Here is a 13,977-nt window from a genome sequence, read left to right on the forward strand (position 1 = left end):
CTCACTAGGAGAATTGAACTCATGGCACACAAAAAAGCTGGTGGTAGTACCCGTAACGGTCGTGACTCAGAAGCCAAACGCCTTGGCGTGAAGATGTATGGCGGCCAGGTCATCAAGGCCGGCAACATCATCGTGCGTCAGCGCGGCACCCAATTCCACGCTGGCTACGGCGTTGGCATGGGCAAGGATCACACTCTCTTCGCTAAAATCGAAGGCGTGATCAAGTTCGAAGTAAAGGGCGCCTTCGGTCGTCGTTACGTGAGCGTAATCGCGGCTTAATCGCGAGATCGCTGGAGAAGCCCTGTCTTGCGACGGGGCTTTTTCGTTTGTGGGGTGAGTCTCTTGCAAAGCTGTTTGTATGGGCTGTCGGCGTGCGATGCAGGTCGTGTCTTGGGGTCGCTGCGCTCATTTTTGCAAGAGTCTTATGTCTTGATTGTTTTTCGGCTCGTCCGTACGGCGAGAGGCGTTGGTTATGAAGTTTGTTGATGAAGTATCGATTCGCGTAAAGGCCGGTGACGGTGGCAACGGTGCCATGAGTTTCCGCCGGGAAAAATTCATTGAAAACGGCGGCCCGAACGGCGGTGATGGCGGTGACGGCGGTTCCATCTACATGATGGCCGACGAAAACCTCAACACCCTGGTCGACTACCGTTACACCCGTCACTTCGATGCCGAGCGTGGCTCCAACGGCGGCAGCACCGACTGCACCGGCAAGAAGGGCGAAGACCTGATCCTGCGCGTGCCGGTCGGCACCACCGTGATCGACTCTGCCACTCAGGAAGTCATCGGCGACCTGACCAAGGCCGGTCAGAAGCTGATGGTAGTGCAGGGCGGCTGGCATGGTCTGGGCAACACCCGTTTCAAATCCAGTACCAACCGTGCGCCGCGTCAGACCACGCCAGGCAAGCCGGGCGAGCAGCGCGATCTCAAGCTGGAAATGAAAGTGCTGGCCGACGTCGGTCTGCTGGGCTTGCCGAACGCCGGTAAAAGTACCTTTATCCGTTCGGTCTCGGCGGCCAAGCCGAAAGTCGCCGACTACCCGTTCACCACGCTGGTGCCGAACCTGGGTGTGGTCAGCGTCGATCGTTGGAAGAGCTTCGTCATTGCCGACATTCCGGGTCTGATCGAAGGCGCTTCCGACGGTGCCGGCCTGGGCATTCGCTTCCTCAAGCACCTGGCGCGTACGCGTCTGCTGCTGCACCTCGTCGACATGGCGCCGCTGGATGATTCCAGTGCTCCGGACGCGGCTGAAGTGATCGTCAACGAGTTGATCAAGTTCAGTCCGTCGCTGGCCGAGCGTGATCGCTGGCTGGTGCTGAACAAGTGCGACCAGATCCTTGAAGAAGAGCACGATGCCCGGGTCAAGGAAATCGTCGATCGTCTGGAGTGGACCGGTCCGGTGTACGTGATCTCGGCCATCGCCAAGATCGGTACCGAGCGTCTGTGCCACGACATCATGCGTTACATGGAAGACCGTGCCGATCGCCTCGCCGCAGACCCTGCGTACAAGGAAGAGCTGGCCGATCTCGATCAGCGCATCGAAGACGAAGCCCGTGCGCAGTTGCAGGCGCTGGACGACAAGCGTGCCCTGCGTCGCAGTGGCGTGAAGTCGGTCCATGACATCGGCGACGATGACTGGGACGAAGAAGATGTGGATGACGAAGACGGTCCGGAAATCATTTACGTGCGTGACTGATCCGTTGCGATAAACTTGAACGCCGCTCAATCGAGCGGCGTTTTAGTATCCGGAAATCGATCGTTGGTCAGCAATTGCCACGATTAACGTTACGGGCAGAGCCAGGTCGCGCTGCCCTCAAGCTAAGGTTGAAGATGATGCGGAGCAAGGTGACAGGTGCGCAGCGTTGGGTCGTGAAGATCGGCAGCGCTTTGCTGACAGCTGACGGCAAAGGGCTGGATCGCGCGGCAATGAGTGTCTGGGTCGAGCAGATGGTGGCGCTGCATGAAGCGGGCGTCGAGCTGGTGCTGGTGTCCTCCGGGGCGGTGGCAGCGGGCATGAGTCGCTTGGGCTGGACTGCGCGACCCAGTGCCATGCACGAGCTCCAGGCGGCCGCTGCAATCGGTCAGATGGGGCTGGTGCAGGCGTGGGAGTCGAGCTTCGCCGAGCATGGCCGGCACACTGCGCAGATTCTCCTGACCCACGACGACCTCTCCGACCGCAAGCGCTACCTCAACGCCCGCAGTACCTTGCGTGCGCTGGTCGAGCTGAAAGTCATTCCGGTGATCAACGAAAACGACACCGTGGTTACCGATGAAATCCGTTTCGGCGACAACGACACGCTGGCGGCGCTGGTGGCCAATCTGGTCGAGGCCGATCTGCTGGTGATCCTTACCGATCGCGACGGCATGTTCGACGCCGATCCGCGCAACAATCCCGATGCGCAGCTGATTTATGAAGCACGCGCCGATGATCCGACGCTGGATGCGGTTGCGGGCGGTACCGGCGGTGCGCTGGGGCGCGGCGGCATGCAGACCAAGCTGCGCGCGGCGCGCCTGGCAGCGCGTTCCGGTGCGCACACCATCATCGTCGGCGGGCGCCTTGAGCGCGTGCTTGATCGTCTCAAGGCGGGCGAGCGCATCGGCACGCTGCTATCGCCGGAGCGCGGCATGCTCGCGGCGCGCAAGCAGTGGCTGGCCGGTCATCTGCAAACCCGTGGCACTCTGGTGCTGGATGAGGGAGCGGTGTCGGCGTTGTCCAAGGGCAACAAAAGTCTGCTGCCGGTGGGGGTGAAACTGGTTCAAGGCAGTTTCCGTCGCGGTGAGATGGTCGTCTGTGTGGCGCCGGATGGTCGGGAGATCGCTCGGGGTCTGGCTAATTACAGCGCCCTGGAAGCGCAAAAAATCATCGGTCAGTCGTCGGATGCGATTGTCGGTTTGCTCGGTTACATGGCGGAGCCGGAACTGGTTCACCGTGACAACCTGATTCTGGTTTAAGGAAAATTCGATGCGTGTAGCGAAAGGATTGTTGGGCCTGCTGATGGCCATGCCATTGCTGGCCTCGGCCGAGGAAATCGGTCAGGTGTCGACGGTGTTCAAGTTTGTCGGGCCGAATGACCGGATCGTGGTCGAGGCATTTGACGATCCGAAAGTCGAAGGCGTGACCTGCTACCTGTCACGCGCCAAGACCGGTGGAGTGAAGGGTGGTCTCGGTCTGGCAGAGGATCGTGCTGAGGCGTCGATCGCTTGTCGCCAGGTCGGGCCGATCAAATTCAAGGGGGAGCTGAAGGATGGCGACGAGGTGTTCAAGGAGCGCACTTCGCTGGTGTTCAAGACCATGCAGGTGGTGCGTTTCCTCGACAAGAAGCGCAACACGCTGGTGTACCTGGTCTACAGCGATCGTTTGATCGAGGGCAGTCCGCAGAATGCGGTCACGGCCATCCCGATCCTGCCGTGGGTGCCGGTCCAGCAATAAGCGCCACCAATCCGAATTGTGGGGACGAGCCTGCTCGCGAAGAGGTCATGTCGGTCGATAGAAATACCAACTGGCAGATCGCATTCGCAAGCAGGCTCGCTCCCACATTTTTTTGCCTGTAGCTTGTTAAATCACAGGCAATAAAAAACCGACCCTGAGGTCGGTTTTTTAATGACTACGTCGATTAAGCGGCTTCTTTCAGCGCTTTGACGTGGCCATTCAGACGGCTCTTATGACGAGCAGCCTTGTTCTTGTGGATGATGCCTTTATCGGCCATACGGTCGATAACTGGCACAGCCAGAACGTATGCAGCTTGAGCTTTTTCAGCGTCTTTTGCGTCGATGGCCTTAACTACATTCTTGATGTAGGTACGAACCATGGAACGCAGGCTGGCGTTGTGGCTGCGACGCTTCTCAGCCTGTTTTGCACGTTTTTTGGCGGAAGGTGAGTTGGCCACCGTCGAGCTCCTCGAAAGACTTTTTAGGAAATAGCAAACAAAATAGGCCGCGAATCATGCCGATGAAGACTTGTCTTGTCAAGGGCACTTGAATCGTTCCGCTAAGTGGTAGGTATAAAGAGGCGGGATATTTATTTCCGGCGCTTGACCTGTAAACTCGCGAGCTTTGGCTCTGTGCTGTTGCGGCGCGGAGTATCGCACAAGTAGGCGCATTGTTCGCCTGCTGTTTATCGACAGGCACAAACTCTCTCAATGAATCTGCTCAAATCGTTGGCCGCCGTCAGCTCTATCACGATGCTTTCCCGGATTCTGGGTTTTGTTCGTGACACGCTGATCGCGCGGACATTCGGCGCCGGGATGGCCACGGATGCCTTCTTTATTGCGTTCAAACTGCCCAACCTGCTGCGGCGGATCTTTGCCGAAGGGGCTTTCTCCCAGGCGTTCGTGCCGATCCTGGCCGAATATAAAAGCCAGCAGGGCGAAGAGGCGACGCGCACCTTTATTGCCTATGTGTCGGGCCTGCTGACGCTGGTATTGGCGGTGGTGACGGCGCTGGGCATGATCGCCGCGCCCTGGGTGATCTGGGCCACGGCCCCCGGTTTTACCGATACCCCGGAGAAATTCCAGCTCACCTCCGACCTGTTGCGGGTGACCTTTCCTTATATATTGCTGATCTCGCTGTCGTCGCTGGCCGGCGCGATCCTCAATACCTGGAACCGCTTCTCGGTGCCGGCCTTCGTGCCGACTCTGCTCAACGTCAGCATGATCGTGTTTTCGCTGTTCCTCACGCCGTACTTCGATCCACCGGTCATGGCCCTTGGCTGGGCGGTGCTGGTCGGCGGTCTGGCGCAGTTGCTGTATCAACTGCCGCACCTGAAAAAGATCGGCATGCTCGTGCTGCCACGCCTGAACCTGCGCGACAGCGGCGTGTGGCGGGTGATGAAGCAGATGCTGCCGGCGATTCTCGGTGTTTCGGTCAGCCAGATTTCATTGATCATCAACACCATCTTCGCCTCGTTTCTGGTCGCAGGTTCGGTGTCGTGGATGTATTACGCCGACCGTTTGATGGAATTGCCGTCGGGCGTGTTGGGTGTGGCACTGGGCACGATTCTGCTGCCGACACTGGCCAAGACCTACGCCAGCAAGGATCGCCACGAGTATTCGCGGATCCTCGATTGGGGGCTGCGCCTGTGCTTTGTGTTGGTGCTGCCGTGCGCATTGGCGCTGGGGATTCTTGCTGAACCGCTGACTGTTTCATTGTTTCAGTACGGCCAGTTCAGTGGCTTTGATGCCGAGATGACCCAGCGTGCGCTGATTGCCTATTCTGTCGGCCTGCTTGGGATTATCGTGATCAAAGTATTGGCGCCGGGCTTTTATGCGCAACAGAACATTCGCACTCCGGTGAAAATCGCAATTTTCACGCTGGTCTGCACGCAGTTGTTCAACCTGGCGTTGATCGGCCCACTGGCCCACGCCGGCCTTGCCTTGGCGATCAGTGCCGGTGCCTGCCTGAACGCCGGGCTGCTGTTCTATCAACTGCGCAAGCAGAAGATGTATCAACCGCAGCCGGGCTGGGGCAAATTCGGTTTCAAGCTGGTCGTTGCAGTGACCGTGATGTCGGCGGTGTTGCTGGCCGGCATGCATTTCATGCCCGCGTGTGATCAGGGGCATATGCTCGAGCGCTTCCTGCGCCTGGGCGCGCTGGTGGTTGCTGGCGTGGTGGCGTATTTCGGTATGTTGCTGCTGCTGGGTTTCCGCCTGCGCGACTTCAATCGCAAGGCCTTGAGCTGAGGTTTCAGCCTTTATCGACAGGCACGGGCCGGCGGTTTTGTCGGCTCGTTCACTTTGCGTTACGGTGTTGCCTGTCGTCGGCCGTCGGGTGTGGTTATAATCGACCACTTTATGAGCAAGAAGCGCGTTATGCAGCTGGTTCGAGGCCTCCACAACTTGCGCCCCCAGCATCGGGGCTGCGTCGCCACTATTGGCAACTTTGACGGTGTTCACCGTGGTCACCAGGCTATCCTGGCCCGGCTGCGTGAGCGTGCGCTCGAGTTGGGCGTACCCAGCTGCGTGGTGATTTTCGAGCCGCAGCCACGGGAGTTCTTTGCCCCCGACACCGCTCCGGCGCGTCTGGCGCGGTTGCGTGACAAGCTGCAGTTACTGGCCGCTGAAGGCGTCGACCGGGTGCTGTGCCTGGCGTTCAACCAGCGGCTGAGCAAGCTCAGCGCCAGTGAGTTCGTCGATACCATTCTGGTCGATGGCCTTGGTGTGCAGCATCTGGAGGTCGGTGATGATTTCCGTTTCGGTTGCGACCGCCTCGGCGATTTCGATTTTCTGATGCAGGCCGGGCAGGTTCACGGTTTCACCGTCGAAGCGGCGCAAACCGTCGAGCTGGACGGCATTCGCGTCAGCAGCACGCAGGTGCGCAACGCCTTGGCTGCGGCCGATTTTGCCTTGGCCGAACGCCTGCTCGGCCGTCCGTACCGCATCGCCGGTCGCGTGCTGCATGGTCAGAAACTGGCCCGGCAACTGGGCACGCCCACTGCCAACATTCAACTCAAGCGTCGTCGCGTGCCGTTTACCGGGGTGTATCTGGTGAATGTCGACATCGACGGCAAGACCTGGCCCGGCGTCGCCAATATCGGCGTGCGCCCTACGGTGCAAGGGGATGGCAAAGCCCACCTCGAGGTCCATCTGTTAGATTTTGCCGGCGATCTGTATGACCGGCGTTTGACGGTGGTTTTCCACCAAAAGCTGCGTGAAGAGCAGCGCTTCGCCTCTCTGGAGGCATTGAAAACGGCGATCAATGCGGATGTCGCCACCGCCCGTGCACTAGCCGCACCTAGCGCCCATCGCTAATGAAGAGCCTTAAATGACCGACTATAAAGCCACGCTAAACCTTCCGGACACCGCCTTCCCAATGAAGGCCGGCCTGCCACAGCGCGAACCGCAGATCCTGCAGCGCTGGGACAGTATTGGCCTGTACGGAAAGTTGCGCGAGATTGGCAAGGATCGTCCGAAGTTCGTCCTGCACGACGGCCCTCCGTACGCCAACGGCACGATCCACATCGGTCACGCACTGAACAAGATTCTCAAGGACATGATCATCCGCTCGAAAACCCTGTCGGGTTTCGACGCGCCGTACGTCCCCGGCTGGGACTGCCATGGCCTGCCGATCGAGCACAAGGTGGAAGTGACCCACGGCAAGAACCTCGGCGCGGATAAGACCCGCGAGCTATGCCGTGCCTACGCCACCGAGCAGATCGAAGGGCAGAAGTCCGAATTCATCCGTCTCGGCGTGCTCGGCGACTTCGCCAACCCGTACAAGACCATGGACTTCAAGAACGAGGCCGGTGAAATCCGCGCCCTCGCCGAAATCGTCAAGGGCGGCTTCGTCTTCAAGGGCCTCAAGCCAGTGAACTGGTGCTTCGATTGCGGTTCGGCTCTGGCTGAAGCGGAAGTCGAGTACGAGAACAAAAAGTCCTCGACCATCGACGTTGCGTTCCCGATCGCTGACGAGGCCAAACTGGCTGCCGCGTTCGGCCTGGCGTCGCTGAGCAAACCTGCTGCGATCGTGATCTGGACCACCACCCCGTGGACCATCCCGGCCAACCAGGCGCTGAACGTGCACCCGGAATTCAACTATGCCCTGGTCGATATCGGCGACAAGCTGCTGGTGCTGGCTGAAGAGCTGGTCGAAGCCTGCCTGGCGCGCTACGGCGTGGAAGGTTCGGTCATCGCCACCACCACCGGTAAAGAACTTGAGCTGATCAACTTCCGTCACCCGTTCTACGATCGTCTGTCGCCGGTGTACCTGGCTGATTACGTCGAACTGGGCGCTGGCACCGGCGTGGTTCACTCCGCCCCGGCCTACGGCGTGGACGACTTTGTGACCTGCAAGAAATACGGCATGGTCAACGACGACATCCTCAACCCGGTACAGAGCAACGGCGTGTACGTGCCGTCGCTGGAATTCTTCGGCGGCCAGTTCATCTGGAAGGCCAACCCGGCCATCGTCGAAAAACTGACCGAAGTCGGTGCGCTGATGCACACCACCGTCATCGAACACAGCTACATGCACTGCTGGCGCCACAAGACTCCGCTGATCTATCGCGCCACCGCGCAGTGGTTCATCGGCATGGATAAAGAGCCAACCAGCGGCGACACCCTGCGCGTGCGCTCGCTCAAAGCCATCGAAGACACCAAGTTCGTTCCGGCCTGGGGCCAGGCGCGTCTGCACTCGATGATCGCCAATCGTCCGGACTGGTGCATCTCGCGTCAGCGCAACTGGGGCGTGCCGATCCCGTTCTTCCTCAACAAGGAAAGCGGCGAGCTGCACCCGCGTACCGTCGAGCTGATGGAAGAAGTCGCCAAACGCGTTGAAGTCGAAGGTATCGAAGCCTGGTTCAAACTCGACGCTGCCGAACTGCTCGGTGATGAAGCGCCGCAGTACGACAAGATCAGCGACACCCTCGACGTCTGGTTCGACTCGGGCACCACGCATTGGCACGTCCTGCGCGGTTCGCACCCGATGGGTCACGAGAGCGGCCCGCGTGCCGACCTGTACCTGGAAGGTTCCGACCAGCACCGTGGCTGGTTCCACTCGTCCCTGCTGACCGGTTGCGCCATCGACAACCACGCGCCGTACCGCGAACTGCTGACTCACGGCTTCACCGTCGACGAGTCCGGGCGCAAGATGTCCAAATCGCTGGGCAACGTGATCGCGCCGCAGAAGGTCAACGACACCCTGGGCGCCGACATCATGCGTCTGTGGGTCGCTTCGACCGACTACTCCGGCGAAATGGCGGTGTCCGAGCAGATTCTGCAGCGCAGCGCCGATGCCTACCGTCGTATCCGTAACACCGCGCGTTTCCTGCTTTCCAACCTGACCGGTTTCAACCCGGCCACCGACCTGCTGCCGGCCGAAGACATGCTGGCGCTGGATCGCTGGGCGGTGGATCGTACGCTGCTGCTGCAACGCGAGTTGCAAGAGCACTACGGCGAATACCGTTTCTGGAACGTGTACTCGAAGATCCACAACTTCTGCGTGCAGGAGCTGGGTGGTTTCTACCTCGACATCATCAAGGACCGCCAGTACACCACCGGTGCCGACAGCAAGGCCCGTCGCTCGTGCCAGACCGCGCTGTTCCACATCTCTGAAGCGCTGGTGCGCTGGATCGCGCCGATCCTCGCCTTCACCGCCGACGAGCTGTGGCAGTACCTGCCGGGCGAGCGTAACGAGTCGGTCATGCTCAACACCTGGTACGAAGGCCTGACCGAGCTGCCGGAAGGCTTCGAGCTGGGTCGCGCCTACTGGGATCGCATCATGGAAGTGAAAGTCGCGGTCAACAAAGAGATGGAAATCCAGCGTGCGGCGAAAGCCGTCGGTGGCAACCTGCAGGCCGAAGTGACGCTGTTTGCCGAAGAGGCGCTGAGCGCCGATCTGGCCAAGCTGAGCAACGAGCTGCGCTTTGTCCTGATCACCTCGACTGCCAGCGTTGCACCGTTCGTTCAGGCTCCGGCCGATGCAGTGGCCACCGAAGTCAGCGGTCTGAAACTGAAGATCGTCAAATCGGCGTTCCCGAAATGCGCGCGTTGCTGGCATTGCCGCGAAGACGTCGGCGTGAACCCGGAGCATCCGGAAATCTGCGGTCGTTGTGTCGACAATATCAGCGGTGCTGGCGAGGTTCGTCACTATGCCTGATGCCATTGGCCGTTTCGGACGGCTGAGCTGGCTGTGGTTGAGCTTGCTGGTTCTGATCATTGACCAGGCCAGCAAGTTCTACTTCGAAGCCAAGCTCGAAATGTTCCAGCAGATCGTGATCATTCCCGATCTGTTCAGCTGGACGCTGGCCTACAACACCGGTGCCGCCTTCAGCTTCCTCGCCGACAGCTCCGGCTGGCAGCGCTGGCTGTTTGCCCTGATCGCGATTGTGGTCAGTGCCGTGCTGGTGGTCTGGCTCAAGCGTCTGGGCCGCAACGACACCTGGCTGGCCGTCGCCCTGGCGTTGGTGCTGGGTGGTGCGCTGGGCAACCTGTATGACCGCGTTGCCCTGGGCCATGTGATCGACTTCATTCTGGTGCACTGGCAGAACCGCTGGTATTTCCCGGCGTTCAACATTGCCGACAGTGCGATCACCGTTGGCGCGATCATGCTGGCACTGGACATGTTCAAATCGAAGAAAACCGAAGAGGCTGCTCATGACTGAACCGCTATCGACTGAGCAACGCATCGGCCAGAACACCGAAGTCACCCTGCACTTCGCCTTGCGCCTGGAAAACGGTGACACCGTCGACAGTACCTTCGACAAGGCCCCGGCGACGTTCAAGGTCGGCGATGGCAACCTGCTGCCGGGCTTCGAAGCCGCACTGTTCGGCTTCAAGGCCGGCGACAAGCGCACCCTGATCGTCGAGCCGGAAAACGCTTTTGGTCAGCCGAACCCGCAGAACGTGCAGACCATCCCGCGTTCGCAGTTCACCGACATGGAGTTGTCGCCGGGTCTGCTGGTGATCTTCAACGATGCGGCCAATACTGAATTGCCAGGTGTGGTGAAGGAATTCGACGACACGCAAGTGACCGTCGACTTCAACCACCCGCTGGCGGGCAAGACGCTGACCTTTGACGTGGAAATCATTTCCGTCGAAGCGATCTAAAATGCAGGAGTGAGCTTCTGTGGTGAGGGGATTTATCCCCGCTGGGGTGCGAAGCGCCCCCAGACCAGTCAACGGATTCTGAGATAAGTCCGTTGACGGTCTACGACTGCCAAGCAGCCGAGCGGGGATGAATCCCCTCGCCACAACAAGCAGGTCTCCACAGTCTGTTTTCCATTGTTTTCGCGCGCAAGACACGAGGCACAGCATGCAAATCAAACTCGCCAACCCCCGTGGCTTCTGCGCCGGTGTGGACCGGGCGATCGAAATCGTCAACCGCGCCCTGGAAGTCTTCGGGCCGCCGATCTATGTGCGTCACGAAGTGGTGCACAACAAGTTCGTCGTCGAAGACCTGCGCAGCCGTGGCGCGATTTTCGTCGAAGAGCTCGATCAGGTACCCGATGACGTCATCGTCATCTTCAGCGCCCACGGTGTTTCCCAAGCCGTGCGCAACGAAGCCGCCGGTCGTGGCCTGAAAGTCTTCGATGCAACCTGCCCGCTGGTGACGAAGGTGCACATCGAAGTCGCCAAATACAGCCGCGACGGTCGCGAGTGCATCCTGATCGGCCACGCCGGTCACCCGGAGGTTGAAGGCACCATGGGTCAGTACGACGCCAGCAATGGCGGCGCGATCTACCTCGTCGAAGACGAAAAGGACGTGGCCGCATTGCAGGTGCGCGATCCGCAAAGACTCGCCTTCGTCACCCAGACAACCTTGTCGATGGACGATACCAGCCGTGTGATCGACGCCCTGCGCACGCGCTTCCCGGCCATCGGTGGCCCGCGCAAGGACGACATCTGCTACGCCACACAAAACCGCCAGGACGCCGTCAAGCAACTGGCCGACGAATGCGACGTGGTGCTGGTGGTCGGCAGCCCGAACAGTTCCAACTCCAACCGTCTGCGCGAATTGGCTGAGCGCATGGCGACTCCGGCGTACCTGATCGACGGTGCCGAGGATCTGCAACAGAGCTGGTTCGACGGCGTCGAGCGCATTGGCATTACCGCTGGCGCCTCGGCACCGGAAGTGCTGGTCCGGGGCGTGATCCAGCAATTGCAGGCCTGGGGCGCCACCGGTGCCGACGAGTTGGCTGGCCGTGAGGAGAACATCACGTTCTCGATGCCGAAAGAGCTGCGCGTCCGTTCGATCTGACGCTTCTGCGTTTGTCGCACAGCGCCTGTTCGGTCTCCTGACTGCCCAGGCGGACGCGACCGGTCGCCGCCAGCACGATCTGCCGCTGGCTGACCGGTTCGCGCGGCGAGCAGATGTGTATCGTCCCCGCCTGAAATCGCCGCCCCGGCATCAGCGGCTGCCCCAGATGACTGAACCGCACATAGCGGCTCACCCACCAGTTGCCGACAATCGGCACCTTCGCCTCACTGGCGCGTTCAACCAGCAGCGGATTGCTGCTGTCCTCCGGCCCCTTGCCGTTGAGATCAAGAATGATCCGCCATCCCTGACTCCAGTCACCATCGATGCCATGGATCACCACGCTCTGATTGTGCGTGATGGCCAAGGTGCGAGCGTGGCGAATACCTTCGATCAGCGACTGCGCAGCGTGGTCGCGCTGAGTCGCTTGCTTGAGCGCGGCGAACGCCGGGCTGACCAGCAGCAGAACAATTGCGCCAATCGCCAGTCCCATAAGCAGTTCAATCAGGCTGAAACCGTGTTGCGGCATGAAAAATCCCTCCGTGGAATGGTGTGAGCGGCGCATTCCGTGCGCCGCGCAGGGCAAATCAGTCGGCATGTGCCGAGCGAATGTTCTAGCGTGTAGAAGCAGGTATAGCCGACGGCAACGGAGGGCACCGATGGATCTTCGTACAAAAGGTTTCACGCTGGTCGAGTTGCTGGTCGCCATTGCGGTGTTCCTGATACTGATCACGCTGGCGGTGCCGGCCTTTACCCGTACGATCCAGAGCAGCAAGGCGGATACCGAAGTCGGCGACTTGCAGCGCGCGATCAATTTCGCTCGCCTCGAGGCAATCAATCGCGGCGTGACCACGCGTCTGCGTCCGACCGCCGGCGGCAGTGTGTGGACCGGTGAGCTGGCGGTCTACGACAGTACTGGCAATCCGGCCAATGTGTTGCGGGTTGTTCCAGCGATGAGCAGCGGCGCGACTCTGACGCTACCCTCAGGAGTGACCGCACTGGATTTCAACAATCTTGGTGGTCTGGCGGCACCGTCGACGGCGGTAGTCATCGGTTACACGCTGGGCACGCAAAGCAGGACGCTGAACGTGTGTTTGAACGGACGCATTCAACTGGGTGGAAATTGCGGATGAGGGCAGGGAGCAAAAACGCACAGGAGGGCATGACGCTGATCGAAGTGCTGGTCGCGCTGCTGATTCTCACCGTCGGGCTGTTGGGCGCAGCGGCGGTGCAGCTCAACGCGCTGAAGTACACCGACAGTTCGCGGATGACCAGTCAGGCCAGCTTCATCGCCTATGACATGATGGATCGCATCCGCGCCAATTCCGGTGCCAACTACACCGTCACGCCACCGACCTCGGGCAATCTCAGTAATGCGCGGGACCAGGACCTCTACGATTTCACCACCAACATCGCCAACTTCGGCGGCCCGACCGCGACGGGCAGTATCACCCTCAACCAGCGGGTCTACACCATCACGATCACCTGGAGCGATGCGCGCGCGGCCAACGCTGCCAGTGCCCAGCGCAGTTTCGTCCTGACCAGCCGGGCGGCGGTCGATCCGGTGGCCACGCCATGAAGCACGCCAGCCGTGGTTTCGGCCTGATCGAATTGCTGATTGCCCTGGCTTTGGGGTTGATCGTCGTACTCGGCGTGGTGCAGATTTTCATCGCCGCGAAAAACACCTACGTCAGTCAGAACAGCGCCGCCGCGATGCAGGAAGACGCGCGCTTTGTCTTGAGCAAGATGATTCAGGAAATTCGCATGGTCGGCATGTTCGGCTGCCTCGGCACCATCGTCGACTCCAGCTCAGCAGGGGATTTCAACGCGGCGCAACTCACTCCGATCAACTGGGATAACGCCAGTCTCAAGCTGACCATGGTCACCGCCGATGTCGGCAGCGGCGGGGGAACGCCGACCTGGACGGTGATTTCCGATTGTCGCAACAGCGCGGTCGCCTACAGCGGATTGCGCAACCCGACCACGGGGCAGATCGCGTTCCCGATCCGGCGCCTGATCTACAGCTTCAGCAATAACCAGATCCTCATGGGCACTGGCAGCGGCAATCCGGCGCAGCAAGTGCTGGTGAACAACGTCAGCGCCTTCAACGTCACCTTCGGCCTAGCCAGCTCGGCGACAGACGTCGCAGCCTCGACCTACAGCAGCAATCCTGGCGATCCCGCGCGCATCCGCAGTGTGCGCCTGAGCCTGACCCTCACCGACCCGAACAATCGGGTGCGCAATCAAACCTTCAACGTGGTTGCGGCATTGCGCAACCGCTTGCCATGA

15 protein-coding genes are annotated in these 13,977 nt (G+C 60.3%); 13 read left to right on the plus strand and 2 right to left on the minus strand.

Annotated features, from left to right (window positions below):
* Positions 1-21: 21 nt before the first annotated feature.
* From rpmA to KVG85_RS23800, 4 genes are all read left to right on the plus strand, one after another.
* Positions 22-279, plus strand: coding sequence for a 50S ribosomal protein L27 (gene rpmA / locus KVG85_RS23785; RefSeq protein ID WP_016773121.1), 258 nt, complete (start codon positions 22-24; stop codon positions 277-279).
* 193 nt (positions 280-472) lie between these two features.
* The gene (gene cgtA / locus KVG85_RS23790; RefSeq protein WP_016773122.1) at positions 473-1,696 is read left to right on the plus strand and encodes an Obg family GTPase CgtA; all 1,224 of its coding nucleotides are present in this window, start codon (positions 473-475) and stop codon (positions 1,694-1,696) included.
* A 137-nt stretch (positions 1,697-1,833) separates the two neighbouring features.
* Positions 1,834-2,952, plus strand: coding sequence for a glutamate 5-kinase (gene proB, locus KVG85_RS23795; RefSeq protein ID WP_039761700.1), 1,119 nt, complete (start codon positions 1,834-1,836; stop codon positions 2,950-2,952).
* Between the two features lie 10 nt (positions 2,953-2,962).
* Positions 2,963-3,430: a CreA family protein gene (locus tag KVG85_RS23800; protein WP_039761698.1), complete on the plus strand. Its 468-nt coding sequence runs from the start codon at positions 2,963-2,965 to the stop codon at positions 3,428-3,430.
* Positions 3,431-3,614: 184 nt separating this feature from the next.
* On the opposite strand, the gene rpsT is transcribed toward KVG85_RS23800, so the two are convergent.
* The gene (gene rpsT / locus KVG85_RS23805) at positions 3,615-3,887 is read right to left on the minus strand and encodes a 30S ribosomal protein S20 (protein WP_003228351.1); all 273 of its coding nucleotides are present in this window, start codon (positions 3,885-3,887) and stop codon (positions 3,615-3,617) included.
* A gap of 252 nt (positions 3,888-4,139) precedes the next feature.
* Between rpsT and murJ the strand changes: the two genes are divergently transcribed.
* The 6 genes from murJ (at position 4,140) to ispH (ending at position 11,691) form a co-directional block, all read left to right on the plus strand.
* Complete coding sequence (murJ, locus tag KVG85_RS23810; RefSeq protein WP_217865185.1) at positions 4,140-5,678, plus strand: murein biosynthesis integral membrane protein MurJ; 1,539 nt, start codon at positions 4,140-4,142, stop codon at positions 5,676-5,678.
* Positions 5,679-5,807: 129 nt separating this feature from the next.
* Entirely contained in the window at positions 5,808-6,746 is a 939-nt protein-coding gene (gene ribF, locus KVG85_RS23815; protein ID WP_016773125.1) for a bifunctional riboflavin kinase/FAD synthetase, read from the plus strand.
* Positions 6,747-6,759: 13 nt separating this feature from the next.
* A complete protein-coding gene (gene ileS, locus KVG85_RS23820; RefSeq protein ID WP_073475512.1) occupies positions 6,760-9,591 on the plus strand; it encodes an isoleucine--tRNA ligase in 2,832 nt (943 codons plus the stop codon).
* On the plus strand, positions 9,584-10,096 hold the full coding sequence (lspA, locus tag KVG85_RS23825; RefSeq protein ID WP_217865186.1) for a signal peptidase II: 513 nt from the start codon (positions 9,584-9,586) through the stop codon (positions 10,094-10,096). The genes ileS and lspA overlap by 8 nt, the downstream gene beginning before the upstream one ends.
* Positions 10,089-10,541 (plus strand): FKBP-type peptidyl-prolyl cis-trans isomerase, encoded by a 453-nt coding sequence (gene fkpB, locus KVG85_RS23830; protein ID WP_217865187.1) that lies wholly within the window; start codon positions 10,089-10,091, stop codon positions 10,539-10,541. Before lspA ends, fkpB begins: the two co-directional genes overlap by 8 nt.
* Positions 10,542-10,746: 205 nt before the next feature.
* The gene (ispH, locus tag KVG85_RS23835; protein ID WP_133339077.1) at positions 10,747-11,691 is read left to right on the plus strand and encodes a 4-hydroxy-3-methylbut-2-enyl diphosphate reductase; all 945 of its coding nucleotides are present in this window, start codon (positions 10,747-10,749) and stop codon (positions 11,689-11,691) included.
* On the opposite strand, the gene KVG85_RS23840 is transcribed toward ispH, so the two are convergent.
* Complete coding sequence (locus KVG85_RS23840; protein WP_217865188.1) at positions 11,648-12,217, minus strand: GspH/FimT family pseudopilin; 570 nt, start codon at positions 12,215-12,217, stop codon at positions 11,648-11,650. The two genes, ispH and KVG85_RS23840, sit on opposite strands and share 44 nt — an antisense overlap.
* Before the next feature lie 130 nt (positions 12,218-12,347).
* On the opposite strand from KVG85_RS23840, the gene KVG85_RS23845 reads away from it, so the two are divergent.
* Genes KVG85_RS23845 through KVG85_RS23855 form a run of 3 tightly spaced genes read left to right on the plus strand, consistent with a single transcriptional unit; the run spans position 12,348 to position 13,977 of the window.
* On the plus strand, positions 12,348-12,821 hold the full coding sequence (locus KVG85_RS23845; RefSeq protein ID WP_041477800.1) for a GspH/FimT family pseudopilin: 474 nt from the start codon (positions 12,348-12,350) through the stop codon (positions 12,819-12,821).
* The gene (gene pilV / locus KVG85_RS23850) at positions 12,818-13,267 is read left to right on the plus strand and encodes a type IV pilus modification protein PilV (RefSeq protein ID WP_016773132.1); all 450 of its coding nucleotides are present in this window, start codon (positions 12,818-12,820) and stop codon (positions 13,265-13,267) included. Before KVG85_RS23845 ends, pilV begins: the two co-directional genes overlap by 4 nt.
* Complete coding sequence (locus tag KVG85_RS23855; RefSeq protein WP_217865189.1) at positions 13,264-13,977, plus strand: PilW family protein; 714 nt, start codon at positions 13,264-13,266, stop codon at positions 13,975-13,977. The genes pilV and KVG85_RS23855 overlap by 4 nt, the downstream gene beginning before the upstream one ends.

Source organism: Pseudomonas triticicola (assembly GCF_019145375.1).
GTDB lineage: Bacteria > Pseudomonadota > Gammaproteobacteria > Pseudomonadales > Pseudomonadaceae > Aquipseudomonas > Aquipseudomonas triticicola.

What these genes read in the sequence shown, in the direction of transcription:
- cgtA (WP_016773122.1), top strand. Translation starts at nt 473, where the DNA reads ATGAAGTTTGTTGATGAAGTATCGATTCGCGTAAAGGCCGGTGACGGT.
- fkpB (WP_217865187.1), top strand. Translation starts at nt 10,089, where the DNA reads ATGACTGAACCGCTATCGACTGAGCAACGCATCGGCCAGAACACCGAA.
- pilV (WP_016773132.1), top strand. Translation starts at nt 12,818, where the DNA reads ATGAGGGCAGGGAGCAAAAACGCACAGGAGGGCATGACGCTGATCGAA.
- KVG85_RS23840 (WP_217865188.1), bottom strand. Translation starts at nt 12,217, where the DNA reads ATGCCGCAACACGGTTTCAGCCTGATTGAACTGCTTATGGGACTGGCG.
- ispH (WP_133339077.1), top strand. Translation starts at nt 10,747, where the DNA reads ATGCAAATCAAACTCGCCAACCCCCGTGGCTTCTGCGCCGGTGTGGAC.
- KVG85_RS23800 (WP_039761698.1), top strand. Translation starts at nt 2,963, where the DNA reads ATGCGTGTAGCGAAAGGATTGTTGGGCCTGCTGATGGCCATGCCATTG.
- murJ (WP_217865185.1), top strand. Translation starts at nt 4,140, where the DNA reads ATGAATCTGCTCAAATCGTTGGCCGCCGTCAGCTCTATCACGATGCTT.
- ileS (WP_073475512.1), top strand. Translation starts at nt 6,760, where the DNA reads ATGACCGACTATAAAGCCACGCTAAACCTTCCGGACACCGCCTTCCCA.
- KVG85_RS23845 (WP_041477800.1), top strand. Translation starts at nt 12,348, where the DNA reads ATGGATCTTCGTACAAAAGGTTTCACGCTGGTCGAGTTGCTGGTCGCC.
- proB (WP_039761700.1), top strand. Translation starts at nt 1,834, where the DNA reads ATGCGGAGCAAGGTGACAGGTGCGCAGCGTTGGGTCGTGAAGATCGGC.
- rpmA (WP_016773121.1), top strand. Translation starts at nt 22, where the DNA reads ATGGCACACAAAAAAGCTGGTGGTAGTACCCGTAACGGTCGTGACTCA.
- ribF (WP_016773125.1), top strand. Translation starts at nt 5,808, where the DNA reads ATGCAGCTGGTTCGAGGCCTCCACAACTTGCGCCCCCAGCATCGGGGC.
- lspA (WP_217865186.1), top strand. Translation starts at nt 9,584, where the DNA reads ATGCCTGATGCCATTGGCCGTTTCGGACGGCTGAGCTGGCTGTGGTTG.
- KVG85_RS23855 (WP_217865189.1), top strand. Translation starts at nt 13,264, where the DNA reads ATGAAGCACGCCAGCCGTGGTTTCGGCCTGATCGAATTGCTGATTGCC.